The sequence below is a fragment of the Chryseobacterium sp. CBSDS_008 genome, from assembly GCF_049959325.1.
Lineage (GTDB): Bacteria > Bacteroidota > Bacteroidia > Flavobacteriales > Weeksellaceae > Chryseobacterium.
In genome coordinates this window covers 3,145,852-3,170,291 of the sequence record NZ_CP188202.1, presented here as the reverse complement: position 1 = coordinate 3,170,291, position 24,440 = coordinate 3,145,852, and the positions used below count along the sequence as shown (strand labels likewise).

The window sequence follows — 24,440 nt, the reverse complement described above, 5'->3', positions numbered from 1 at the left end:
ACATGCTATACTATCTATACGAATATCTAACCAACCATGGAATTCACGTTCCGGGATTAGGATTGTTGAAATACATTTCCTTCCGTGCCGGAATGGCTGTATTATTCTCGCTGATTATTGCTCTTGTCTATGGAAAAAGAGTCATCAATTACCTGAGAACAAAACAGATGGGGGAATTGGTACGTGATCTTGGATTGGATGGGCAGAAACAAAAAGAAGGAACTCCTACCATGGGAGGGTTGATCATTATCCTGGCAACCATTATCCCGGTATTGCTGTTTACAAGGATTACCAATGTGTATATTGTCCTGCTGCTGGTTTCAATGTTCTGGATGGGAGCCATCGGTTTCCTTGATGATTACTTAAAGAAAATCAAAAAAAATAAAGACGGGTTAAGCGGTAAATTCAAAATTGTAGGGCAGGTCGGATTAGGGCTGATTGTCGGAATTACAATGTATTTCCACCCTGACATCACCGTAAAAAGAAAATATGCAGACGCCAAAGTAGTGAACAGAAACAATGTAGAGCAAAATTTTATGCCTACAGAGAAAATTACTGTTTCTACCGTTCCTTTTGCAAAAAATAATGAGTTCGACTATAGTGGAATTTTATTCTGGATGAATGATAAAGATGCCCACGAGTGGGCATGGATTGTCTTTATTCCCATCGTGATCTTCATTGTAACAGCAGTTTCAAACGGGGCCAATATCACAGATGGAATTGACGGTCTCGCAGCGGGAACAAGTGCCATTATACTGCTCACGCTGGCTCTTTTCGCCTATCTTTCCGGAAACATCATCTTTGCAGATTACCTTAATATCATGTTCCTTCCCAATATGGGGGAAACCACCATTTTTGCCGTGGCAATGGTAGGTGCCGTGATCGGATTCTTCTGGTACAATACCTATCCTGCACAGGTTTTCATGGGAGATACCGGAAGTCTGATGCTTGGAGGAGTAATTGCCGTTTTGGCCATTATTTTAAGAAAAGAGCTGTTGATTCCTGTATTATGCGGAATCTTCCTGATTGAAAACCTGTCTGTAATGCTTCAGGTAGTAGTTTTCAAATACAGAAAAAGAAAATATGGGCTGGAATATGCCCAAAATAACAGACTGTTCAAAATGTCACCATTACACCATCATTATCAGAAAGAAGGATTCCACGAAAGTAAAATCGTGAACAGAATGATTATCATCGGGGTAATACTGGCTATTGTATGTCTGATCACATTAAAAATGAGATAAATTGTAAAAAGTAAGAATGTATTAACGTATTAATGATTACCACCAGGATACATGAATACAATATACATCAATACATCAATACAAAAATAATATGAAAATAGTTGTTTTAGGAGGTGGAGAAAGCGGATGCGGAGCTGCTTATTTGGCTAAAAAGAAAGGGCTGGAAGTATTTCTTTCAGATAAAGGAGCCATTAAGGATAACTATAAGCAGTTTCTTACCGATAATGAGATTGAATTTGAAGACGGAAACCACGATGAAGAAAGAATTTTAAATGCTGACTGGATTGTAAAAAGCCCTGGAATTCCGAAAAAGGCGGATATCATCAGTAAAATTCATGAAAAAGGAATCAGGCTTTCCTCTGAAATTGAATTTGCTTCTGAATTTACAGATGCAAAGATTATCGCCATTACCGGAAGTAACGGGAAAACAACAACAACTTCCCTGATCTATTATATCCTGAAAAATGACGGATTAAATGTAGGATTAGGAGGAAATATAGGATACAGCTTTGCTAAGCAGGTTGCCGATGAAAACCATGAATATTATGTATTGGAAGTAAGTTCGTTTCAATTGGATGATATTCAGAATTTCAGACCCTATATCTCTTTGTTGCTGAATCTGTCTCAGGATCACCTGGATCAGTACAACTACAATTATGAAGAATATGCTTTGGCAAAATTCAGAATTACTGAAAATCAGGAGAATGACAACTTTTTCATCTATAACAAAGATGATGAAATGAGTAAAAATCTTCTTGAAAAGCTTGAAATAAAGGCTAAAATGATTCCTTTCTCAATAAAAGAGAAGCTGCAGGAAGGAGGTTATATAAATGAAGATGAAATTGTGGTAAAAATGAAAGACCAATTCTCAATGAAAGTTGACGAATTGTCTCTGCTGGGAAATCACAATGTAGCCAACAGCTTAGCGGCATCCATTGCCGGTAAGATATTGCAGATCAACAATGAAAGCATACGACATTCATTAATGACTTTTCAGGCGGTGGAGCACAGATTGGAGTTTGTTACCGAAATTGAAGATGTAAAATATATCAATGACAGCAAGGCAACCAATGTAAATGCTACTTACTATGCCTTAGAAAGTATGAAAACACCAACCGTTTGGATTGTTGGTGGATTGGATAAAGGAAATGACTACACCGAAATTGAAGATTTAGTCAAAAGAAAAGTGAAGGCAATTGTTTGCCTTGGAGTAGATAACAAGAAGATCATAGATTTCTTTAAAGACAAGAAAGAGTTTATTTATGATACTTCAAGCATGGAAGAAGCTGTAAGGATTTCAAAATCATTGGCTAAAAAAGGCGATACGGTCTTATTATCTCCATGCTGCGCAAGCTTTGACCTGTTCAAAAGCTACGAAGACAGAGGGCGCCAGTTTAAAGAGCAGGTATTAAAATAAAGGTAAAAAAGTATAGTGTATTAACGTATTAATGATCGTCAATTTCATCAATACATTTTACATCAGTACATGAATACAATACTATGGACGAACAGAACACAGAAAGCAGATTTGAATTTCTAAAGGGCGATAAAGTACTTTGGATGGTCATCCTTGTGATCTCCATTTTCTCTATCTTCCCCGTATACTCTGCAAGTTCAAATCTCGAATATATTGTTAATAACGGAACCACAACAGGTCACGTTATCAAACATATGTTCTTTGTAGTCTTGGGATTAGGTATTATGAGACTGGTAGGAACCGTAAAATATGAATACATTGGAAAGCTCAGCAGTATTCTGCTCGGCCTAATGATTATTCTGTTGGTAGTTACCATGTTTACAGGACAGACCATTGATGGGGCCAGTGCTTCCAGATGGCTGAAAATCCCGGGAACGCCCATCTCTTTCCAGCCCTCATCATTTGCCTTTTTAATGTTGATTATCTATCTGTGCAGATATTTAACCAAAAAGATCACAAGAGAAAGACTTCCGATAGAGAATATCATGTATATTTTCGGACCTATCCTCCTGGTTTTCGTATTGGTAGCCAAAGATAACGGGTCCACAGCATTGATGATTTTAATGGTTTCCGTAGTGGTTCTTGTCATAGGACAGCTTCACTGGAAATACATTGCAGGGTTTATCTCCGCATCATTTGTAGCCATTGTATTATTTTTATTAATAGCCCTGAATACGAACATGATTGGCGGAAACCGTGTTCATACATGGATGAGCCGTGTAGAAACATTTACCTCAAGCAAAGCCAAATCAGCAGATGTAGATGATGAAAGCGTAAAAGCGAAAAATTATCAGGTGATGCAGGCCAAAGCAGCCATTGTACATGGCGGAATTACCGGAATGGGTCCGGGGAAAAGTGCCTTGAAACAAATGCTTCCGCAATCTGCCTCCGACTTTATTTTCGCGGTTATCGTAGAAGAATATGGGGTAATAGGAGCCGCTTTTCTGATCAGTTTATATCTGATCATGATGATAAGGATCGTGATGATCGCCAGTAAAATGCCGGCATTTTTTGGATCGTTGCTCGTGCTCAGTCTTGGAGTAATGATCTTTATCCAGCTTTCAGTCAATATAGCTGTTGCGGTGAATCTGATCCCGGTAACAGGGCAGCCGCTGCCTTTGATCAGTTACGGAGGAACCTCAATGCTGGTAACCTATTTGCAGTTAGGCATTATTTTAAATATAAGCTCAAGAATCCAGATTTATGATGAAGAAGGAATGGGCAAAAAACAAAGTATAGCAGAAATAAACGATATCGCTTAAGATGGACAAAAAGTTAAAAATAGTATTATCAGGCGGAGGAACAGGAGGACATATCTTCCCGGCCATCGCCATTGCTGATGAGATCAGAAGAAGATTTCCTGATGCAGAGTTTTTGTTCATCGGAGCCAACGGGAAAATGGAAATGGAAAAAGTTCCGCAGGCGGGATATAAAATTGAGGGAATTGATATCGCAGGAATCGACAGGGGAAATTTATTATCCAATTTAGGACTGCCTTTTAAGATTCTGAAGAGTTTATCAAAATCTAAAAAAGTAATCCAAAACTTCGCTCCGGATTTTGCCGTAGGAACCGGCGGATTTGCCAGCGGCCCTGCGCTTTATGAAGCAAGTAAAATGGGTGTCCCGATTTTCATCCAGGAACAGAATGCTCATGCAGGGGTAACCAACAAGATTTTAAGCAAGAAAGCTAAAGCCGTTTTTACCGCTTATCCAAAAGTAGAAGGGTTTCCCGCAGAAAAAATAAAGTTCCTTGGAAATCCGATCCGCTCAACTATTGTTTCGGGAATGCAGGAAACAGCGGTAGCAAAGGAAAAAATGGGATTAGATAAAGACAAGCTTACCATTTTATCGGTAGGCGGCTCATTAGGATCCAGAACGTTAAATAATGCCTGGAAAGAAAACCTTGAAAATCTTAAAGAAAAAGGGTATCAATTGATCTGGCAAACCGGAAAACTGGATTACGGCGAATTGTCTTCCAGCCTCCAGCTTCCCACTTCTGTTCATTTGAAAGAATTTATCAAAGACATGGAACTGGCTTATTCGGCAGCTGATGTCATTGTTTCCAGAGCCGGAGCTATTGCCATCTCAGAGCTGGCTGTAGCACAAAAACCGGTACTTTTGGTTCCTTTTCCTTTTGCAGCGGAAGACCATCAAACCAAGAATGCCATAAACCTGGTTGAAAAAAACGCAGCCAGAATGGTGAAAGATTCTGAAATGCATGAAAAATTCTGGAATACATTATCAGAAATCTGCGAAAATGAAAATGTAAGAAAAGAAATGTCCGACAATCTGAAGTATTTTGCCAAGCCAAATGCGGCAAAAGAGATTGTAGACGAAATATTTAATAAACTGTAAAAAGTATCATTGTAAAATGTATTAATGACAACAATACTCATGAATACATTGGACTTTAATACAGCAATACAAAACAAAGAAATGAACATTTTACAAACATATCAAAACTTTTACTTCGTCGGAATCGGAGGCATAGGAATGAGTGCATTAGCACGCTATTTCAAGGCATCCGGAAAAAATGTATTGGGTTACGATAAAACCAATACAAAGCTTACTCAGAACCTGATGAATGAAGGGATCGATATTGTTTTTGAAGACCTTATTGATGAAAGAATAACTTCCCTTCAGAAAGAAGATACATTGGTAATCTATACTCCCGCTATTAAAACACTTGGAATTCTAGATTATTTCAACCAAAATCAGTTTGAAGTTCTGAAGAGAGCGAAGGTTTTAGGATTAATTACAGAAAATACAGATTGTATTGCCATTGCAGGAACTCACGGTAAAACAACAACTTCCACGTTGGTGGCCCACTTATGCAAAGAGGCAGATCTTCCATTCTCATGCTTTTTGGGAGGAATTTCTGAAAACTTTAAATCCAACTTCCTGTTTAACGGGTCCCAATATTCTGTGGTAGAGGCAGATGAATATGACAGAAGCTTCCTGAACCTGTCCCCGGACTGGGCGGTAGTAACTTCTACAGATGCAGATCACTTGGATATTTATGGAGATAAAAGTCATATTGAAGAAGGATTCAGACAGTTTGCGGCCTTGGTTCCTAAGGATCGGCAGCTTTTTGTAAGAAAAGGACTGGAAATTGGCAGAGGCCATCAAACCTATGCAGTCAATGAGCCTGCAGATTATTATTCAGACAACCTGCGTATGGACCATGATAAAATTTATTTTGACTTCCATACCCCAACGGAAACGATTAAAGATTTTGTCTGGGAAATCCCGGGAATCCATAATGTCGAAAATGCTACTGCAGCACTGGCTATTCTGCATAATTTAGGCGCAGATTTTGATACGCTGAAAAAAGCAATTTCGAATTTTAAAGGAATTAAAAGAAGATATACCAAACATATTTATCAAAACGGTAAAATTTATATTGATGATTACGCCCATCATCCTACAGAAATCAATGCTGTAATGGGTTCAATCAGAACGTTTTATCCTGATAAAAAACTATTGGTAGCCTTCCAGCCCCACCTTTTCAGCAGAACAAGAGATTTCGCAGATGGATTTGCAGAAAGCCTAAGCAAAGCAGATGAACTGATCCTTCTTGATATTTATCCTGCGAGAGAACTCCAGGAGAATTTTGAGGGAATTACTTCAAGCTGGCTGCTGGACAAAATAATATCAGATAAAAAAGAAGTATCGACATTATCTGATGCTTTTAAAAAAATAAAAGAAAAAGATTTTGATATCCTCCTTACGGTAGGCGCAGGAAATATTGATACCCTGTATGATCCTATCTGTGAGTGGATTGAGAAAATTTGAGTATAAACGCAATGCTCGCGAAGAAAAATATATAATCGTTCGCAAAGGCGTTTCACTCAGCAAATGAGAATAACAACAGATTTTTATAAAAAAACGAAATATAAAAATTATAGCCGTAGCTGAGTGAAACGCCCTCGCGAACGGAAAAAATAAGAAGATTGCTTTGCGATCATAGCGTTAAAATAAAAACACAAAATGTATGATAGAAAATGAAATTTCAGAGATTGTTTTCGATGCTGGAATGAAAATACATCGTACCCTTGGAATTGGACTTTATGAGAATGTATATGAAGAATGCTTAGTTTATGAACTAAAAAATAGAGGATTAAATGTAGAACGTCAAAAAAATATTGACATAGACTATGAGGAGTTAAAGATTTTTAAGGCGTTCAGAGTAGATTTATTAATTGAAAACAAAGTAATAATTGAAATAAAAGCAGTTCAGGAGATTAATGATTATCATTTTTTCCAGCTTTTAAATTATTTAAGAATAACAAATATAAAACTTGGAATGATTTTGAATTTCCATTCAATGTTATTCAAAAATGGAATAAAACGAGTTGTAAATAAATTGTAAAAAATAATAAATGTATTACGTATTCATGAATACATTTTACATAAATACATGAATACAAAAAATGTATGAAAAATAAATACAGAATATTAAAAATTGTTGTCACTGTAATTATCTTAGGATTACTACTGAGCTTCTCATTGAGGAGATTCAGCCGTGAGCAGATTACGGACAATAAGATTTCTGTAAAGATGAGCGAGAAAACGCCGGTTTATTTTGTCGATGAAAAAGACATCAGGGAAATTGTAAAAAAAGAAAATCCATCAGGAAAAGTAGGTGATCTTAATATTCCTGCTTTAGAAAAAAAGATCAATTCACTGCCGGCAGTGGACAGTGCCAATGTTTATCTGAATCTGAACGGAAAACTGAATCTGGATATCAAGCAAAGAGTACCAGTGTTCAGGCTGAATAAAGATGGAAGAGACTTTTATGTGGACGAAAAAGGAACCGAATTTCCCATCTCAAGAACCTATTCGCATCCATGTATGCTGGTAACCGGAAATGTACAGCCGGATGAATATCAGAAGCTGGCAGAACTGGTAGAAAAGATTGACAAAGATGATTTCAGCAAGAAATATTTTATTGGAATCTCAAAAAATAAAGACAGCTATAGCCTGCTTACCAGCGAAGGAAACTATAGAGTAGAAATTGGAGACCTTGATAATATTGATTTTAAAGTAAAAGGATTTAAAACTTTTGTTGAAAAATACCTGGTATATCAGGACCCTCAGAAATACAGTATGGTTTCTGTAAAATATCAGAATCAGATTGTCACTACTTTAAACCCTTATTTTAAAGAAAATGACAGTATTTTAAAGGCAGGAAAAATGGAACTGGCAAAAGCACCTGTAGCAGCAGCTAAAAGGACGGAAGCTAAGCCAAAAACAGCGGAAGTAAAAAAAGCAAGTTCCACTCCGGTAAAACCGAAAGAGGCTGCAAAGCCGAAAACCCATACAAAAGAAACAAAAAAAATAGAGAAAAAGCCTCCCGTCAAGGCCCAGTCCAAGCCTAAGGCAAAAGTAAAAATAGAATAAGTCTTCAGGCATTTATTACACAAACAGGAGATCATCCTTATAGATTTAAAAAAGTAAAAAAGTAGAAAAAAATCAAATCGATATAAAATGGAAAATCAAGAGTATTCAGTAGGTCTGGACATCGGGACGACGAAAATAGTCGCGATTGTCGGGAGAAGGAATGCACACGGGAAAATAGAAGTTCTCGGTGTAGGAAAAGCTAAAAGTCTTGGTGTTCATAAAGGGATTGTGAATAATATTTCACAAACTATTAATTCAATCAAGGCTGCAGTATCCGAAGCACAATCCAGTGCCGGAGTTCCTATCCGCAAGGTTACGGTAGGTATTGCAGGAAAACACATCCGTTCTCTGCAGCACTCCGATTATATTATGCGTGAACATCCGGATAAATTTATTACAGACGATGACATTGAAGCATTAAAAGATCAGGTAAAAAAGCTGGTTATGCTTCCCGGAGAAGAAATTATCCACGTACTTCCTCAAGAATATAAAGTGGATTCCGAGGGTGAAATTCAGGAACCGGTAGGAATGCATGGAAAGCGTTTAGAAGCAAACTTCCACGTTGTCGTAGGGCAAATGGGCAGCATCAGAAACATTGCAAGATGCGTTCGTGAAGCCGGACTGGAAATGGAAGCCCTTACGTTAGAGCCATTGGCGTCTTCAGAAGCTGTTCTTACAAAAGAAGAAAAAGAAGCCGGTGTGGCAATTGTTGATATTGGTGGTGGTACAACCGATATTGCGATCTTTAAAGATAATATCATCCGTCACACCTGTGTGATCCCTTACGGAGGCGGAATTATCACCGAAGATATCAAAGAAGGCTGCTCCATAATAGAGAAACATGCAGAGCAGCTGAAGGTAAAGTTCGGTTCGGCTGTTCCCGAATTGGAAAAAGACAGTACTTTTGTAACCATTCCCGGGCTTCACGGAAGACCGGATAAGGAAATCTCTTTAAAAACTCTGGCACAGATTATCAATGCAAGAGTAGAAGAAGTGTTGGAAATGGTTAATACAGAGCTGAAAGCCTATGGTGCTTTTGAACAAAAGAAAAAATTGATTGCCGGAATTGTTCTTACCGGCGGTGGTTCAAACTTAAAGCATCTTCGTCAGCTGGCCAATTATACCACAGGTTTTGACAGCAGAATCGGTTTTGCAAATGAATATATCGCCAACGATAAAAATCAGTATCTTAAAGGCCCTGAATTTGCTACATCTATCGGATTGCTGATGGAAAGTTTGAAGATCAGAGACAAGAGGCAGAATATTGATGAAGCTGTAGAAGCTGTTACTGAGCAGCCAAAACCAGAAGTGGCTGCAGTACAGACAGAAGCCGCTCAACCTGCTCAGCAGGCAGCCCCTGTCCAGGATCAGCAGGCTGTTGAGAATGAAAGACAGGAGAACAGAAAAGCGAAATTGACCTTCGGGCAGTCGCTTATGGAAAAAGTAAAAAAATTCTTTGAAGAAGTAGAGTAAATTATAAACGATGAATGATAATCGATAAACGATCAATTTCTTATCTGTTATCATTAATCAATGATCAATTATAATTGTAAAAAGTATAGTTATGGAAAATATAGGTACACAAGGATTTTCGTTTGATTTGCCAAAAGGAAATTCATCCATTATAAAAGTAATCGGTGTAGGGGGCGGTGGAAACAATGCCCTGAAGCACATGTACGAGAAAGGAATTCACGGAGTTGATTTCGTGATCTGCAATACAGATGCTCAAACTTTAGATAATAACCCGGTAGCCAATAAAGTTCAGTTGGGAACCTCTATCACAGAAGGTCTTGGAGCTGGTGCTGACCCTGAAGTAGGAGAGAAATCTGCCATCGAGAGTATTGAAGATATCAAAGCTGCTATGGGACAAAACACCAAAATGGTGTTTATCACTGCCGGAATGGGTGGTGGTACAGGTACCGGAGCTGCTCCTGTCATTGCTAAAGTGGCAAAAGATATGGGAATTCTAACCGTAGGTATTGTTACTGTTCCTTTCAGCTTTGAAGGAAAAAGAAGGTTGGAACAGGCAGAAAACGGTCTTGATAAATTAAGAAATAATGTTGACTCACTGATTGTCATCAACAATGATAAACTAAGACAACAATTCGGGAACCTTGGATTCAAGCAGGGATTCTCAAAAGCCGATGAGGTCTTAACCAATGCAGCGAAAGGCATGGCAGAAGTTATTACCGGTTACTTTGATGTAAACATTGACTTTAGAGATGCTAAATCAGTGCTTCAGAATTCCGGTACGGCATTGATGTCTACAGGAACGGCTTCAGGGGAAAATAAAGCCGAGGAAGCAGTAAGAAAAGCTCTTGATTCCCCATTATTGAATGATAATAAAATCACAGGCGCTAAAAACGTGCTGTTATTGATCAGAAGTGGTGCTGAAGAAGTTACCATGGATGAGATCGGTATCATCATGGATCATATCCAGAAAGAAGCAGGAAACACTGCAGATATCATTTTTGGGGTAGGTGCTGATGAAGAATTAGGAGATGCAGTAAGCGTTCTTGTTATCGCTACGGGATTCTCTAATGACAATAAGAAATTTGCCGGACCTACAGAAAAAATCAGAATCAGTCTTAACGACAGCTTTGAGGCTCCAAAAAACTCCCCTTTCAAAACCAGAGAGGAAAGAGAGGCTGCCCCTGAGACAACTCATGATTTTGGAGGGAAAAACCTTTTCAGACTGGATGACGAAGACCATGACGCTCCGTTCAATGTGACGTCTGCTGAAAAAAAAATGATTATTGAAGAAGAGCAGCCCAGAACTGAGATAAAATTCTTTGATAAAGAGGAAGATACGGTAAATGCTCCTGAACAAAGCTGGAGGAATGACGAAGAAGGAGAAGAAGAATACAGCTTATTCTCTATTGATGAAGAGCATGACGATCCTAATGATCTTGAGATCCAGTCTTTCTCATTTGATTTTGAAAATAAAAAAGATGAGCCACAATCCGGAACTCCTATCAACAACTCTTTTTCAGAGGAAAAACCTGTTGAATTCAGTTTCTTTGTAAACGAGCCTGTAAGAAACGAACCTAACAAGGATTTCGGACAGCCAAAAGCAGAATTTAATACTCCTGCCAATGCTGTGGTAGCTGAGCCGGCTCAAAAAATAGAAACATTCTACCAGAAACAGGAAGGGCCAAAGGCTGAAACAAAATCAGCTTTTGAAGGCAAAACAGAAATTGAAGCGCCAAAAACTGAAGAATCAGAATTCACTTTCGTGAATAAAACGATCGATCAGGAAAGAGTGATTGAAAGAAGAAATAAATTAAAAGAATTCAACTCCCGCTATCAAAGCTTTGACAGCACAAGCGAATTCGAGTCTATTCCGGCTTTTAAAAGAAAAAATATTTCGATTGACGGAAACAATGCATCAGACCAGAACATCAATACTTACCTGTCTGATAACAATGGATCTATGCAGATCAGAGAAAACAGATTTTTAAATAAAGACGTAGACTAAATAATATAACAATGTACCAATCTAATAATGTAACAATTCTGTGCATTTTATAATTGGTACATTGCTATACTGTTACATTGGTAAATTAAGTAAGATGAGTTTAGAAAATACAATAAACGAAGCTATAAAAACAGCAATGAGAGCTAAAGACAAAATTGCTCTGGACTCTCTCCGCGCTGTGAAATCTCAGATATTACTGCTTAAAACGGAGGCTATTGGAGCCGAAGTAACTGCAGAACAGGAAATTGCTATTCTTCAGAGAATGGTAAAACAACGTAAGGATTCTTACGATCAGTTTACAGCACAGGGAAGAAATGACCTTGCTGAAGTGGAAGATGCTCAAATGAAAGTTATCGAGCAGTTTTTACCCAAACAGCTTTCTGCTGAAGAATTAGAAACAGAAATCAAAAACATTATTTCTGAAACCGGCGCTGAATCTATAAAAGATTTAGGGAAGGTAATGGGAGTTGCATCAAAAGCATTAGCCGGAAAATCTGATGGAAAAAGTATTTCCGAAATGGCTAAAAAGCTCCTTTCTTAAAGTGTTCCGTGTTTGAACTTAGATTAATTTCCATACCCATAACACGGCTCGCTCCATAACTATAGGATATACAACCTTTGCATATCGATTTGATTAAAGAATCCCGGGACTGTTCAGTTCCGGGATTCATTTCTTTGGATATTAAAGTTTGCTAATCAGTTTGATTCTAAACTGAAAAAAGAGTTAATCTACTGCCATATTTAAGAAGTATTTAAGTGATTGATTGCTTGAGGGAAAGCCTTAAATGTTTTTTTCATGGTCTTTGTTTTTCAGAATCATTTCAAATTTAACAATAATATTTTATTATTCCTAGAATTAATTCATCTTTTTTATGATATTATTACAATATTAATATTTGATTAATTTTTTATGACTAAACGATTGATAGTTTTTATATATTGAACAAACGCCAGGAATTGCTTAACTTTGTACAGATAAAAAACAAAATATATGTATCCAACAGATTTGGTAATGCCTATGAAGGCAGAGCTTACAGATAAAGGTTTCCAGGATTTAACAACTCCGGCTCAGGTAGAAGATGCCCTGAAGCAATCCGGAACTACATTATTGGTCATCAACTCCGTGTGCGGTTGTGCGGCAGGAGCTGCAAGACCGGGAGTAGTGTACTCTTTGACGGGAGATAAGAAACCTGATCATTTAACAACAGTATTTGCAGGATTTGATACTGATGCTGTAGCAGAAGCAAGAAAGCATCTTGCTCCATTCCCTCCAAGTTCTCCATGTGTAGCACTTTTCAAAGATGGTGAGTTGGTTCACATGCTGGAAAGACACCACATTGAAGGAAACCCTGCAGGCGCTATCGCAGCAAACCTTCAGGCTGCATACGATGAGTATTGTTAATAAACAAACATTTATATATCAAACCGTTGCAAATTTTGTAACGGTTTTTTTATTTAATCACGTAAAAAATTTTCTGAAAATTCAAATATCATTATATTTGTTGGAATGGCAACCAAAGCACTTTTCAATACCGTAGTCAACTGGTTCATCCGCCAAAGGATTGACCAGATACAGAATTTCATGGACCATCCCATTGAAACACAGAAAGGTATTCTCTTTTCGCAGCTGTTTCACGCGGAGGACACAGAATATGGTAAACTATACGGATTCAATTCTATATCAAGTTATCAGGATTTTAAAAACAAGGTTCCGATTGTTACTTATGAAGAAATGGAGCCCTATATTGAAAAAGCAAGACAGGGATATAAGGATGTAAGCTGGCCCGGTCTCATTAAACATTTTGCCAAATCATCCGGTACTACCAATGCTAAAAGCAAGTTTATTCCTATCTCTGCCGAAAGCCTAGAGTACTGCCACATGAAAGCAGGGAAGGACATGGTTTCCATTTATGCCAACAACCATCCCGAGAATCAGCTTTTTAATTATAAAAATTTACGTTTAGGCGGAAGTTCTGAGCTGTATGCAGATTTTAACACAAAATTTGGCGATTTATCCGCTATTTTAATTGATAACCTCCCGTTTTGGGTAGAAATTACCACTACGCCGAGCAAAAAGGTTTCTTTGATGGGGGAATGGGAAAGTAAGCTGAAAGCCATCACTTCCGAAGTTAAAAATGAAGATGTGGGAAGTATCCTCGGGGTGCCAAGCTGGATGATGGTTCTTCTGCAAAGAGTATTAAAAGAGACCAATGTAGAAAGTATTTCTGAGCTTTGGCCAAATTTAGAGGTGTTTTTTCACGGCGGAATCAGTTTTAAGCCCTACAGGGAGCAATTCAGACAGATCATCGGAAAAAACATCAATTACTACGAAATTTACAACGCTTCCGAAGGCTTCTTTGGTATTCAGGACAGGCCGGATAGTGATGAGATGCTTCTGATGCTGGATTATGGTATATTTTATGAATTTATCCCCATGGACCAGTTCCACTTTTCAAATCCGAAGGTCGTAAGCCTTGAAGATGTAGAAGTTGGAAAGAATTATGCCATGGTAATCACTACGAACGGTGGTCTCTGGAGATACCTTATTGGTGATACTGTAATTTTTACTTCAACCAATCCTTTCCGAATAAAAATAACGGGAAGAACGAAACATTATATCAATGCTTTTGGAGAAGAACTGATGATTACCAATGTGGAATCTGCCCTTTCAAAGGCTTGTGAAGCAACGGGTGCATTAATCACTGATTTCACCGGAGCGCCTGTCTTTATGAAAGGAAATGAAGGAGGTGCCCACGAATGGATTTTTGAATTCAGCCAGCATCCGGATTGCCTGGACAACTTTGTTGATGTTTTTGACAAGCATTTAAAAACCATAAACTCAGATTATGAAGCAAAAAGATACAACAATATCACCTTAAAAAGGCCTATAGTACATATTGCCAGGGAAAATCTGTTTTATCACTGGCTGGAGGCCAAAGGAAAGCTTGGCGGGCAAAATAAAGTGCCAAGACTAAGCAACGACAGGGAATATATTGATCCGTTGCTGGAAATGAATAAATAAAGAAAGGTCTCCTTTCTCAATTGCATATTAAAAAAGCCGTAATTCAATTAAATTACGGCTTTCTATTTTATTTGCTTAAATCTTCTTTCACTTTCTTCGCGGCTTCCTCTACTTTCGAAGCCCCTTTTCTTGCTGCTTCTTTTGCATCTTTTCCTACTTTATCCGCTTCAGTTTTAATGTCCTTACCTGCTTGGTTAAGATCCTGTTTTGTCTTATCTGCTGTGGCATCAATTTTATCTTTCGCTTTCTGGGCAGCGTCGTCAATCTTATTTCCCGCTGCGTCTACTTTTGTTGCAACGTCTTCTTTTGTTTTGTTGATTTTTGCAGTGTCTACACCTTGTGGAGTTTCTGTAACTGTAGTTGTGGTAGTGGTAACTGATCCGTCAGGGTTCTCTACCTGTTCTGTTTTTGTTGTTGATTTTGTACACGCTACAGTGAATACCGAGATCACTATTGCGGCTAGAATTTGCTTTTTCATATTTTTATTTTTTTAATGGAATTTAAGTTATTCTGTTTTGGTTTCCGGAGCCGAAGGTTTTTCTGATGACTTCTGTTTCTTTTCTGCCTCTGCTTTTTTCTTTTCTTCTTCCGGTTTCCCTTTCTTTTCCTTTTCAAGTTCTGCTTTAAGCTTGTTTTCTTCTTCCAGAAGCTTTTTAGCCTGCTTTACAGAATCAATATACTGAGGAGAAGACATTCTTATCTTACGTGCAATATCTACTGAAACTGCGCCTGTAGAAAAGGAATCCACAGCAGCAGTATCATAACGTACTTTAACTTCCTGCTCAGCCCCGAATCCGGGAGATTCTTTTTTGGAGCAAGCCGTAAAGAGGATGGTAAAAATAAAAATTGCAGCCAGTAAATTTTTCATGGAACTAATTTAGCAGAAATTCTGCAATTACAGGATAGTGATCCGATAATTTCACAGTCTGGTCTACTTTATAGCTTAATGGAATAATTGATTTTGAACTGAATATATAATCAATTCTCAAAGGAATTTTATAGTCGTGAAAACTGCTTGCACTTCCTTTTCCTGCTACCAGAAACGCGTCCTGAAGGTCTTTTCCAAGATTATAATATTCATATGAATTGGGAACAGAATTAAAATCGCCGGCCAGAATAACAGGGTAAGGTGATAAATCTACCATTTTTCTGATTCTTTTTACCTGATCTTCGTGCGCCTGAAACGTTGGAGTCATATGAGAAAGCAGTGTTGAAATGTTTCCCAAACCTAATCCATCAAGTTTCGTAAACATAGACTTATGCAGCCTGAATGGTTCAAGATAAACATTAATAATTCTAATGACTTTTCCATTGATATCTATATCAGCGTAGAATGAATTTCCACGTGCCTTCTCATCGATAAGTTCAGCCTGTCTTACAATTTTATGTTTAGTTTTAAGAATAACTGAGGGGTATTTTATAAGATCTCGTTTGATAACCCGGTTAGTATCTTTTTCCTGTACAAGAATAATATCGGCATCCTGGGCTTTGATATAATCCTGTACTTTATCCCAGCCATACTCTCCATACTTTACATTAAAAGTAAGGACCTTGATATCCCGTATTGTTTTTAGATTTTCTGTTTTAGGAGAAAAGTTGATCCATCGTCTGATCGGATTATAGAAAATAAGTGTGCCCAATGCAAAAGCGATCGCTATTTTTTCTTTTTTAAAGATCCAAAACAGGGTAAGAATTACATGTGCCAGCATCAGATATGGAAAACCAAGAGACAGAAGATTCAGGTTGCCCAAAATATTGGGTGGAATCCACGCATTCCCCAATGTGCATAGCAGCAAAACGGCAACAACGATATGTATAAATAGTACTATCTGGTTCGACTTCATGAAAAAACGGTCTTGGTATGGTTTTCTTTCAACAAAAATCCTACCAAGCAGATAACTTTAACTATTTTTTATGATTATTGGCTCTCCGTAGCAAACTTTACTGTGACAGGATAATGATCTGAAATACTTACAGAACGGTCAACTTCATAAGATATTGCCTTTAATGATTTTGAAGAAAAAATATAGTCGATTCTAATGGGGAATTTATAATCGTGAAAGCTGGTGGCACTTCCTTTTCCTGCGGTTAGAAATGCATCGTCCAGCCCATCTGATAAATGGTAATATTCGTAAGAGTTGGGTACAGAATTAAAATCCCCGGCAAGGATGACAGGATAGGGTGAATTATCAATGGCTTCACGAATCAAGCTAACCTGTTCCTGATGTTTCTTAAAGGTGGGAATCAGTTTTTTAACTACATCTTTTACCTTTTGTTCATTGGTGTCAGTATTTCCGTTGAGCTTCACCATATCTTTTTCAAAGTGGAACGAGTGCAGATGGACATCAATAAACCGATATATCCTGCCCTTAATTTCTATATCAACCTGCAAACCGGGTACCCTTACACTTTTATCCTGTGATTCTATAACCTTTTCACTAATAATTTTATGTCTGGTTAAAACAGTTAATCCAAAAGGTGGGTTAGCCTTTTGATACCCTTCAAATTGATATACTATGCCAGCGTCCTCCTGTAAGAGAAGGACATCTGCTTCTTGTGATCTTAGGTAAGGTCCAATCTTCTCACTTCCTCTACCTCCAGCATTAGTATTGAAAGAAACTACTTTTATATTGGAAGCTTCATTTTTAGGTGATGAATAGTTAACCCAGCGTTTGACAGGGTTTATAAAGGCTAGGCCGGCAAACATAAATGCTAAAGCTCTTTTTTTCCAGCTGAACACCCAGAATATGGTCAGGATAATATATAGAATCATAAGAACCGGGAATCCTAATGACAGCAGGTTAAACCATGGAAAAATCTTTGGCGGTACGTAAGCGTTCAGTAAAGTACCCAGCAGCAGAAACAAAATTCCCAGGTGGATAATCAATACTATGAGTCGGAAAATCTTCACAATCTTACTTTAGTTGAATCTGTATAAATGCTTTTTCCAAATTCTGGCCAGCAGCCAGCCAACCAAAGCTCCTCCTACGTGAGCCAGATGAGCAATACCCCCGCCATTACCGGAAATACCAAGGTATACAGAGATAACCACAATGATTGGCAACAGGTATTTTACTTTAATCGGTACCGGAATAAACATGATTCCGATTTTAGAGTCCGGATATAGTGTTGCAAATGCCGCTACCACTCCAAAAATTGCTCCGGAAGCTCCAACCATTGGTGTTGCAACAATAGCTTTAAAGCTTTCCAGTAATTCCTTTTGTTTAAGAATAGAACTTGTATTTCCGGTAAATTCAACACTTGCACCAGATAAATAGGCATTTACATTGAACCCTAGCTGCTCTAATTCATGGGAAAGCTGCTGAACTTCAACAAAATTCCATGCATTAAAAAGGAAAAATGCTCCTAAACCACTTGCAAAGTATAAAATCAAATATTTTTTATCTCCTAATGTTTGCTCCAGAATTGGCCCAAAACTAAAGAGCGTCATCATATTAAATAAAATATGCATGATACTTCCATGCATGAACATATGAGTAATCACCTGCCATGAATGGAAAAATGGAGAGAACGGATAAAAGCCCGCAAGGTAGCCAATCATCTGGTTTCCCATGAAGTATGTCACAATAAATACTATAACATTGATGATAATGATATTCCTTGTGATGGGTGGTATATTGTTAAACATATTTTTTAAAATTTGTTTTTAAAGTCGTTAAACGGAACCTCATAATAACATCTTTTTCCGTCCGGTAAAAATTCCGGGAAGCCTAATGCTGTAAAGTCTTTAATAACCTGTTCCGCATCTTTTTTATAAATAAAGTCAAATCTTGACTTCGACTGCATTTTGTTCCATTGATTATGGTAATACTGCATAAATTCTTCTTCTGTCTTGTATTCCAGGATCTCAAAAAGGTTTTCCAGGAACTTCATGGCCTGTGTTTCTTTCAGTCCTTCAGGAAGTGAATCTATCCGAAGTACACTTTCATGAGCAATTTTCATGTCAAACCCTAATTCCGGAAGATATTTTTTGATCGAATTGTATTTTGTCTTTTCGATCTCATTCATATGATACTCCAGAGAGAAAAGAAGGGCATGGCTGTTTGTGCTTGATTTTCTGACAGGTTTATTATGTTCAGATGTCAGCAGCCTGTGCATTCTTCCGAGATCCAGCATGAGTGTTACATCCCCTTTATTGAAAAGCCAGTACCCGTTTGGAAGCCTCATCAGATCTTCGTCAAAATCTTCATCTTCAAATAAATTGATCTTTGAAGGTTCTGCTGTTATATTCTGATGGTACATTTCCGTAAGGTTCTGAATTTCTTCCGGATGCACTACATTTCTCTCTTCCAGGAACGGATTATAATCTTTATCTACAATAATTTCAGGCATTTTGATAATCCCTCCGCTGTTTCCCCCGCCATTGCTTTTACTTGGAATAGGTTTATTCATCATCTCATCCAGCTCCGGATCTCTGTCAAAATCAAGACTTGGAGAAACATTGTAAATTCCTAATGATCTTTTAATGGTTGACCGAAGCAAAGCAAAAATAAGGTGCTCATCTTCAAATTTCACCTCTGTTTTCTGCGGATGGATATTCACATCTATTTTCTCAGGATCAAGCTCCAGGAAAAGGAAAAACGAAGGTACATATCCCGGCTGAAGAAGTCCTTCAAAAGCTTCCTGCACTGCTTTATTGAAGTATGGGCTTCTGAAATATCTTCCATTTACAAAAAGAAACTGCTCTCCTCTTGCTTTTTTGGCCCCTTCAGGCTTGGCAACAAACCCGTGAAGCTTACACCAGATGATATCTTCTTTAATAGGAATCAAAAGCGGCTGAAGTTTCCTTCCGAAAACATCTACAATACGCTGCATCTGACTTCCTTTTCTCAGTCTGAAAACGGCTTCATCATCATGGAACAGAGAAAACTCCAGGTTCTCATGAGCTAATGCAACACGCTGAAATTCATCTATTACGTGTCTGAATTCAATATTGTTATTTTTCAAAAACTTCCTTCTTGCAGGAACGTTGTAGAAAAGATTTTTTACTAAGAAGTTTGATCCGTCTGCTGTCTGAACAGGATCCTGAAACTGGAAAACTCCACCTTCGATATAGATATTGGTTCCGATGGAAGTGTCTTTCTGTTTCGTTCTCAGCTCTACCTGGGAAACGGCTGCAATAGAAGCAAGCGCTTCACCACGGAATCCTTTTGTGACAATTTTAAAGATATCTTCTGTCCCTTTGATTTTGGAAGTAGCATGTCTTTCAAACGCCATACGGGCATCTGTCTCAGACATCCCTTTTCCGTCATCTACCACCTGAATGAGGTTTTTCCCGGCATCCCTGATGATCAGTTCAATTTTCGTTGCATCTGCATCAATAGCATTTTCCAAAAGTTCTTTCACGATGGATGCAGGCCTCTGCACCACCTCTCCTGCTGCAATCTGGTTGGCTACATGATCCGGTAAAAGCTGAATAATATCTGACATAAAAACGTAAATCAACTTACAAAAATAGTCAATGAAAACGGGAATTAAAATACTAAAACCGTGATTTAATATTTAATTATCAACATTTTTGCCTATTTATCCCCAACTGATTTTTTTAATGTTTGTAATGAAGGGCGTTAGCAGGTTTATTGATTCAATCTGGAAATTTTCATTTCAATGACCATTAAAACATAGCAAATGAACAATAAAAACACAGGTCCGGAAGTTGTTTTTTCAGAAAAATGCCCCTATTTTATGATAAAATAAGGGCACCTACAGCTAGTTTATACAAAAAATTAATAGTGTGTTTTTTACATTTTAATCCTCAAAGACAAGCTTTCTTTTCTTTTCTCTTTTAGGAATTCCGTGGATTTTCTCATACAGGTAAGCAAAAATATTGGGTTTTTTATAAATCCTGTTGTACCTGTATTTCGTATTAAAGTGGCGGATATGAATTTTATAAGCATCATACCCGATTACAATCAGCAGACATATACTGATTACATAAAACACCCTGAATTCCAGATAGTAATAAGTCAGTCCTGAGAATACAGCTCCCATGACATACGCAAGCATAATACTCATCAACAGTTTTGCCCTGCCAATCAGTTCGCCGTTTTTTCTGTATTTTTTCTGGGTAAACATTGATACCAGGATTCCCAGGTCGGTGGTTGTTCCGGTAAGGTGGGTCGTTTTCACAGAGAAGTTGGAGATACTTGCTGTTAATCCGTTTTGCAGTCCGGTAGCAAAAAGCATCAGTGCTACCAGATATTCTGTTTCTTCCAATGTTTTCTGGTAATAAAACTGCCCGTAAACTCCTACAAAGAGAAGGCATATGATTTCCAGCACAATAGGCATAGAATGGGCAAAATATTTACTTTCCTTATTAAAATTGATGACAATAAAGTTGGACAGGAAGCTTCCGAAGAAGAACAAAAAGATCCATCCACCTACTACGCCTACCTGCGTCCAGTTTCCTTTACTGATCTCTGCCGCTAAAATGGCATAATGTCCCGTTACATTCGATGTGAAAGAGAGAAATATCAATAGGGAAGCTATATTTATAGTACCCGCCGTGAAGGCAGTCAGCGTCCCCAATCTGATATTATCTCCCAGTGTCCTGCTGTTACTATAATTTCTTAACATCTTTTATCTTTTTTAAATTGTGTTTATTTTCAGACCTCTACAAAGATTTCTGCCAGTCTTCCCCTTTCCGGAAGTCTTTCTCTTACTTCAACAGCAATTTCATGAGACTGCAGTTCTTTACATTTTTTGATGTAAGGAATCAGATCAAACTTTCCGTTTCCTTTACTTTTGATGGATGGAGAATAATAAGCCTCCTCAATATTTTCTGCCTTTACATACTGATTGAACGTTCTCTGGAAGCTTCCTGTAAAGACATCACAAATGATTTTATTAATCAGGTGGGGATATTTGTTACTGATGATTCCATAGGCATCACAGAATTCTGCCGGTCTGATTTTATTGAAAACAGAGGTTTTGGTACTGAATAAAAGATCCCTGATAGAATCTCCGGAATCATAGCCGGCAGCCAGCAGGATATTATACTGGTTCTGATCTCCTGATGCGTCTTTCTCTTTAAGTACTTTTTTCAATATGTTCAATGACTCAAGAGAATAATCTGTTGCAATTAAAATTGTTTTAGCCATGTTCTTTATTATTTTGTATTGTGTTTATCTTTTTTGATGATACAAAACTAGAACGACTGTATTAGAAGACCTTTGGAACGGAATTAAAATGTGATTAAAGAGATTAAAATGAGATTAGAAAATGGTTAAGGGAAGTTAATATAGAGAAAGACAAAAATCAAAAAAGGATATAAAAGCTTGTTTTTCAGAATAACATAAACTAAAAACGAGTAAAAAAGCCAGAATAGAGATTCTTATTTGTTTATCTCTTGACCTTTCTGCGTGCTATAGAAATTAGGGAAGCGCATTTGTACGGTTGTTCCCTGATTTTCGTGAGAGCTTACGATTAGCTCACCGTGGTGCATTCTTACGATATTCCTTGCCAATGGAAGTCCGATTCCGTAGCCTTCATAGTTGTTTGTATTGGAGGCCCTGAAAAAAGGATCGTAGATTTTGTTCATTTCTACTTCAGGAATTCCGATACCATTGTCTTTTACAATAATATAGACATCGGTATTGGTGGCACCCAGAGAAACTTTAACCTGCTGGAAGTTAGAATATTTACAGCCATTACTGATGATGTTGGCCACAGCAAGATGCAATAGCTGCTCATTACCCTGAACGTTCAGTTTTTTCGGATTATCAGGAAGCATACTGATATCCAGGTAAATATTATTCCGGGAATCAATTTTTCTGAGGGTTTCAATGACGTCCCAAAGCAGCTGGTCAATTCTCACCTTGTCCATTTTCTGGATCTTTCCATCGAATCCGGTTTGGGCGATCATTAGTAACGCTTTAATCTTTTTATCCAGCTTTTCGGCTTCATCAAGGATGATTCCGAGAGTTTCTTTGTATTCATCAGCCGTTCTGCTGATGGAAAGCGCTACATCGGCCTCGCCCATAATGGACGTCAGGGGAGTTCTCAATTCGTGGGAAACATTTCCGATCAGGTGATTCTGGGTTTCAAAAGAAGTTTCAATACGGTTGAGCATATCATTGAAAGTGTTTACCAGCTCATTCAGTTCTTTATTGTCTGGCTGTGATTCCAGTCTCAAATGAAGGTTTTCAGAACTTATTTCCTTTACTTTTCCAGTGATTTTTAAAATCGGTCTGAATAATGTTTTAGACAGATAAAAAGAAAAGATCATACTGAAGAACAGAGAAAGTACAATACAGGTTATCAATGTTCTTTTTAAAAACCCAAGATAATAGACCACATAATGGTTTTTGGCAGAAGCTATCGCAATATAGTCTTTATCATCATATCTGAAACTCTGCCCGATATAATAGAATTCTTTGTCATTATAATTGGATTCACCTTCTTTGATGATATTTTTAAAAAAATAATCGGGAATATGAACTTCCTGAGATATTTTTTTGAAATTGGAATCGGCAGGAATTGCAAAAACGTAGTCTTTTTCCATCGGAAGTTCCTCATCATTCAGGCTGTTGAGAATATAATTTTCCGGAAGATCAAGATGATCTTTGCTTTTTTCGATCTGAACAATTGTCGCCGTTCTGATCTTCAGCAGCTCATAAAACCGCTGGTGTGAAAAATTAACGATAGAAAAGTACACCAAACCACTGAACAACAAAATGATGGCGGTAAAAACCAACATCAAAAGCACCATCGTTTTGGTCTGATTTGTAATGACTTTATTAAACATTTGTTATGTCTTTTTCAGCACATATCCCATTCCTATTACAGTGTGAATCAATTTATTATCATCCTGGCTGTCCAGCTTTTTTCTTAAATAATTCACATACACATCTACCACATTGGTTCCCAGCTCGTAGTTTACGCCCCAGACTGCATCCAGAATTTCTGCTCTGGAAATTACCTTTTCCGGATTATTCAGGAAATACAGCAGCAGTTTATATTCTGTGGAAGTAAGTGAAATATCTTCTCCGGCCCGGGTTACTTTCTTGGTATAATCATTCACCACCAGATCCGAAAACTGAAACACATGTTCATTATCAGGCTCCGGTTCAGTGATTTCCTGCGGACCATTGTTGTTGCTTCTCCTTAGCAGAGACTTTACACGTGCCACCAGCTCAATAAATTTAAAAGGCTTTACCAGATAGTCGTCGCCCCCGCATTCTAATCCGAGAACGATATTTTCAGAGGTTCCCAAAGCTGTCAGAAATAAAATCGGAACGCTCTGATTGGTTTTTCTTATTTCTTTACACACATCGAGACCATTCATTTCGGGAAGCATAATGTCTAGAATTACCAGATCGAAATCATTGGCCTGCACCAGCTGCACTCCTGTACGGCCGTCAAAAGCCACAGAAATTTCATACCCGTTTTCCTGAAGTCCCTTTTTAATAAAAGATACCACACTGGTTTCGTCTTCGATAAGAATAATTTTTTTCATAAATGAAATAAGGAGTTTTACAAAAATAGGGAAATTTTATTGGGAGAAAAAGCAAAGAATCTCAGAAGCCAGGCAGGTAATTAATAAACTTTAATGAATTGATTCTATTATATTTCAAACTCTTTTCAGTATTTATTAGAGTTCATTATATGTTTGATAATGAGATAATTAAGGTGAAAACAGTTATCAATAAGGGATCGGTTGTTTCAATATCATATTACTTTTTAAAGAGAATATTACGATGAAAAGGCAATAGGAAAAAGCCGGCTACTCAGATATTTATAAGAATAAAAAAAAGTAAGCCAGCGGATTTAAATTTGATAAGTAGAACAAGGATA

General features: G+C 37.6%; 22 protein-coding genes. 12 read left to right on the top strand and 10 right to left on the bottom strand.

Features of this window, described 5'->3' with window-relative positions; all coding sequences use genetic code 11:
- Positions 1 to 2: 2 nt before the first annotated feature.
- From mraY to ACP3T3_RS14220, 12 genes are all read left to right on the top strand, one after another.
- Complete coding sequence (gene mraY, locus ACP3T3_RS14275; protein WP_034693896.1) at positions 3 to 1,244, top strand: phospho-N-acetylmuramoyl-pentapeptide-transferase; 1,242 nt, start codon at positions 3 to 5, stop codon at positions 1,242 to 1,244.
- Between the two features lie 91 nt (positions 1,245 to 1,335).
- Complete coding sequence (gene murD, locus ACP3T3_RS14270) at positions 1,336 to 2,661, top strand: UDP-N-acetylmuramoyl-L-alanine--D-glutamate ligase (protein ID WP_426476502.1); 1,326 nt, start codon at positions 1,336 to 1,338, stop codon at positions 2,659 to 2,661.
- An 83-nt stretch (positions 2,662 to 2,744) separates the two neighbouring features.
- Complete coding sequence (locus tag ACP3T3_RS14265; RefSeq protein ID WP_426476501.1) at positions 2,745 to 3,983, top strand: FtsW/RodA/SpoVE family cell cycle protein; 1,239 nt, start codon at positions 2,745 to 2,747, stop codon at positions 3,981 to 3,983.
- 1 nt (position 3,984) lies between these two features.
- Positions 3,985 to 5,076 carry an undecaprenyldiphospho-muramoylpentapeptide beta-N-acetylglucosaminyltransferase gene (gene murG / locus ACP3T3_RS14260; protein ID WP_426476500.1) on the top strand — a complete coding sequence of 364 codons (1,092 nt, stop codon included), beginning with the start codon at positions 3,985 to 3,987 and terminating at the stop codon, positions 5,074 to 5,076.
- An 81-nt stretch (positions 5,077 to 5,157) separates the two neighbouring features.
- Entirely contained in the window at positions 5,158 to 6,516 is a 1,359-nt protein-coding gene (gene murC / locus ACP3T3_RS14255) for a UDP-N-acetylmuramate--L-alanine ligase (RefSeq protein ID WP_426479976.1), read from the top strand.
- Between the two features lie 199 nt (positions 6,517 to 6,715).
- Positions 6,716 to 7,093 (top strand): GxxExxY protein, encoded by a 378-nt coding sequence (locus ACP3T3_RS14250; RefSeq protein WP_426476499.1) that lies wholly within the window; start codon positions 6,716 to 6,718, stop codon positions 7,091 to 7,093.
- Positions 7,094 to 7,158: 65 nt separating this feature from the next.
- Positions 7,159 to 8,124, top strand: a complete 966-nt coding sequence (locus ACP3T3_RS14245; protein WP_426476498.1) for a cell division protein FtsQ/DivIB — start codon at positions 7,159 to 7,161, stop codon at positions 8,122 to 8,124.
- Between the two features lie 87 nt (positions 8,125 to 8,211).
- Positions 8,212 to 9,597: a cell division protein FtsA gene (gene ftsA / locus ACP3T3_RS14240; RefSeq protein WP_426476497.1), complete on the top strand. Its 1,386-nt coding sequence runs from the start codon at positions 8,212 to 8,214 to the stop codon at positions 9,595 to 9,597.
- Positions 9,598 to 9,688: 91 nt separating this feature from the next.
- Positions 9,689 to 11,602: a cell division protein FtsZ gene (ftsZ, locus tag ACP3T3_RS14235; protein ID WP_426476496.1), complete on the top strand. Its 1,914-nt coding sequence runs from the start codon at positions 9,689 to 9,691 to the stop codon at positions 11,600 to 11,602.
- 94 nt (positions 11,603 to 11,696) lie between these two features.
- A complete protein-coding gene (locus ACP3T3_RS14230) occupies positions 11,697 to 12,143 on the top strand; it encodes a GatB/YqeY domain-containing protein (RefSeq protein ID WP_426476495.1) in 447 nt (148 codons plus the stop codon).
- A gap of 450 nt (positions 12,144 to 12,593) precedes the next feature.
- A complete protein-coding gene (locus ACP3T3_RS14225; protein ID WP_426476494.1) occupies positions 12,594 to 13,004 on the top strand; it encodes a BrxA/BrxB family bacilliredoxin in 411 nt (136 codons plus the stop codon).
- 105 nt (positions 13,005 to 13,109) lie between these two features.
- Positions 13,110 to 14,624, top strand: coding sequence for a GH3 auxin-responsive promoter family protein (locus tag ACP3T3_RS14220; protein WP_426476493.1), 1,515 nt, complete (start codon positions 13,110 to 13,112; stop codon positions 14,622 to 14,624).
- A gap of 67 nt (positions 14,625 to 14,691) precedes the next feature.
- Here the strand turns inward: ACP3T3_RS14220 and ACP3T3_RS14215 are convergent, their stop codons facing one another.
- From ACP3T3_RS14215 to ACP3T3_RS14170, 10 genes are all read right to left on the bottom strand, one after another.
- Entirely contained in the window at positions 14,692 to 15,102 is a 411-nt protein-coding gene (locus ACP3T3_RS14215; protein WP_426476492.1) for a hypothetical protein, read from the bottom strand.
- Between the two features lie 27 nt (positions 15,103 to 15,129).
- Positions 15,130 to 15,492: a hypothetical protein gene (locus ACP3T3_RS14210; protein WP_426476491.1), complete on the bottom strand. Its 363-nt coding sequence runs from the start codon at positions 15,490 to 15,492 to the stop codon at positions 15,130 to 15,132.
- A 4-nt stretch (positions 15,493 to 15,496) separates the two neighbouring features.
- A complete protein-coding gene (locus ACP3T3_RS14205) occupies positions 15,497 to 16,468 on the bottom strand; it encodes an endonuclease/exonuclease/phosphatase family protein (RefSeq protein ID WP_426476490.1) in 972 nt (323 codons plus the stop codon).
- A gap of 74 nt (positions 16,469 to 16,542) precedes the next feature.
- Positions 16,543 to 17,535: an endonuclease/exonuclease/phosphatase family protein gene (locus ACP3T3_RS14200; RefSeq protein WP_426476489.1), complete on the bottom strand. Its 993-nt coding sequence runs from the start codon at positions 17,533 to 17,535 to the stop codon at positions 16,543 to 16,545.
- Positions 17,536 to 17,544: 9 nt separating this feature from the next.
- Positions 17,545 to 18,273: a rhomboid family intramembrane serine protease gene (locus ACP3T3_RS14195; RefSeq protein WP_426476488.1), complete on the bottom strand. Its 729-nt coding sequence runs from the start codon at positions 18,271 to 18,273 to the stop codon at positions 17,545 to 17,547.
- A 5-nt stretch (positions 18,274 to 18,278) separates the two neighbouring features.
- Positions 18,279 to 20,075, bottom strand: coding sequence for a DNA mismatch repair endonuclease MutL (gene mutL, locus ACP3T3_RS14190; RefSeq protein WP_426476487.1), 1,797 nt, complete (start codon positions 20,073 to 20,075; stop codon positions 18,279 to 18,281).
- A gap of 318 nt (positions 20,076 to 20,393) precedes the next feature.
- A complete protein-coding gene (locus ACP3T3_RS14185) occupies positions 20,394 to 21,221 on the bottom strand; it encodes a YoaK family protein (protein WP_426476486.1) in 828 nt (275 codons plus the stop codon).
- A 29-nt stretch (positions 21,222 to 21,250) separates the two neighbouring features.
- Positions 21,251 to 21,745: a hypothetical protein gene (locus tag ACP3T3_RS14180; protein ID WP_426476485.1), complete on the bottom strand. Its 495-nt coding sequence runs from the start codon at positions 21,743 to 21,745 to the stop codon at positions 21,251 to 21,253.
- Between the two features lie 233 nt (positions 21,746 to 21,978).
- A complete protein-coding gene (locus ACP3T3_RS14175; protein WP_426476484.1) occupies positions 21,979 to 23,391 on the bottom strand; it encodes an ATP-binding protein in 1,413 nt (470 codons plus the stop codon).
- Positions 23,392 to 23,394: 3 nt separating this feature from the next.
- On the bottom strand, positions 23,395 to 24,102 hold the full coding sequence (locus ACP3T3_RS14170) for a response regulator transcription factor (protein ID WP_426476483.1): 708 nt from the start codon (positions 24,100 to 24,102) through the stop codon (positions 23,395 to 23,397).
- Positions 24,103 to 24,440 lie beyond the last annotated feature (338 nt).

Excerpts from the sequence above, each read along its gene's own strand:
- ACP3T3_RS14170 (WP_426476483.1), bottom strand. The coding sequence starts at position 24,102 with ATGAAAAAAATTATTCTTATCGAAGACGAAACCAGTGTGGTATCTTTT.
- ACP3T3_RS14180 (WP_426476485.1), bottom strand. The coding sequence starts at position 21,745 with ATGGCTAAAACAATTTTAATTGCAACAGATTATTCTCTTGAGTCATTG.
- murC (WP_426479976.1), top strand. The coding sequence starts at position 5,158 with ATGAACATTTTACAAACATATCAAAACTTTTACTTCGTCGGAATCGGA.
- ACP3T3_RS14230 (WP_426476495.1), top strand. The coding sequence starts at position 11,697 with ATGAGTTTAGAAAATACAATAAACGAAGCTATAAAAACAGCAATGAGA.
- murD (WP_426476502.1), top strand. The coding sequence starts at position 1,336 with ATGAAAATAGTTGTTTTAGGAGGTGGAGAAAGCGGATGCGGAGCTGCT.
- murG (WP_426476500.1), top strand. The coding sequence starts at position 3,985 with ATGGACAAAAAGTTAAAAATAGTATTATCAGGCGGAGGAACAGGAGGA.
- ftsA (WP_426476497.1), top strand. The coding sequence starts at position 8,212 with ATGGAAAATCAAGAGTATTCAGTAGGTCTGGACATCGGGACGACGAAA.
- ACP3T3_RS14265 (WP_426476501.1), top strand. The coding sequence starts at position 2,745 with ATGGACGAACAGAACACAGAAAGCAGATTTGAATTTCTAAAGGGCGAT.
- ftsZ (WP_426476496.1), top strand. The coding sequence starts at position 9,689 with ATGGAAAATATAGGTACACAAGGATTTTCGTTTGATTTGCCAAAAGGA.
- ACP3T3_RS14195 (WP_426476488.1), bottom strand. The coding sequence starts at position 18,273 with ATGTTTAACAATATACCACCCATCACAAGGAATATCATTATCATCAAT.
- ACP3T3_RS14215 (WP_426476492.1), bottom strand. The coding sequence starts at position 15,102 with ATGAAAAAGCAAATTCTAGCCGCAATAGTGATCTCGGTATTCACTGTA.
- mraY (WP_034693896.1), top strand. The coding sequence starts at position 3 with ATGCTATACTATCTATACGAATATCTAACCAACCATGGAATTCACGTT.
- ACP3T3_RS14210 (WP_426476491.1), bottom strand. The coding sequence starts at position 15,492 with ATGAAAAATTTACTGGCTGCAATTTTTATTTTTACCATCCTCTTTACG.
- ACP3T3_RS14245 (WP_426476498.1), top strand. The coding sequence starts at position 7,159 with ATGAAAAATAAATACAGAATATTAAAAATTGTTGTCACTGTAATTATC.
- ACP3T3_RS14225 (WP_426476494.1), top strand. The coding sequence starts at position 12,594 with ATGTATCCAACAGATTTGGTAATGCCTATGAAGGCAGAGCTTACAGAT.
- ACP3T3_RS14205 (WP_426476490.1), bottom strand. The coding sequence starts at position 16,468 with ATGAAGTCGAACCAGATAGTACTATTTATACATATCGTTGTTGCCGTT.
- ACP3T3_RS14220 (WP_426476493.1), top strand. The coding sequence starts at position 13,110 with ATGGCAACCAAAGCACTTTTCAATACCGTAGTCAACTGGTTCATCCGC.
- ACP3T3_RS14250 (WP_426476499.1), top strand. The coding sequence starts at position 6,716 with ATGATAGAAAATGAAATTTCAGAGATTGTTTTCGATGCTGGAATGAAA.
- ACP3T3_RS14175 (WP_426476484.1), bottom strand. The coding sequence starts at position 23,391 with ATGTTTAATAAAGTCATTACAAATCAGACCAAAACGATGGTGCTTTTG.
- mutL (WP_426476487.1), bottom strand. The coding sequence starts at position 20,075 with ATGTCAGATATTATTCAGCTTTTACCGGATCATGTAGCCAACCAGATT.
- ACP3T3_RS14185 (WP_426476486.1), bottom strand. The coding sequence starts at position 21,221 with ATGTTAAGAAATTATAGTAACAGCAGGACACTGGGAGATAATATCAGA.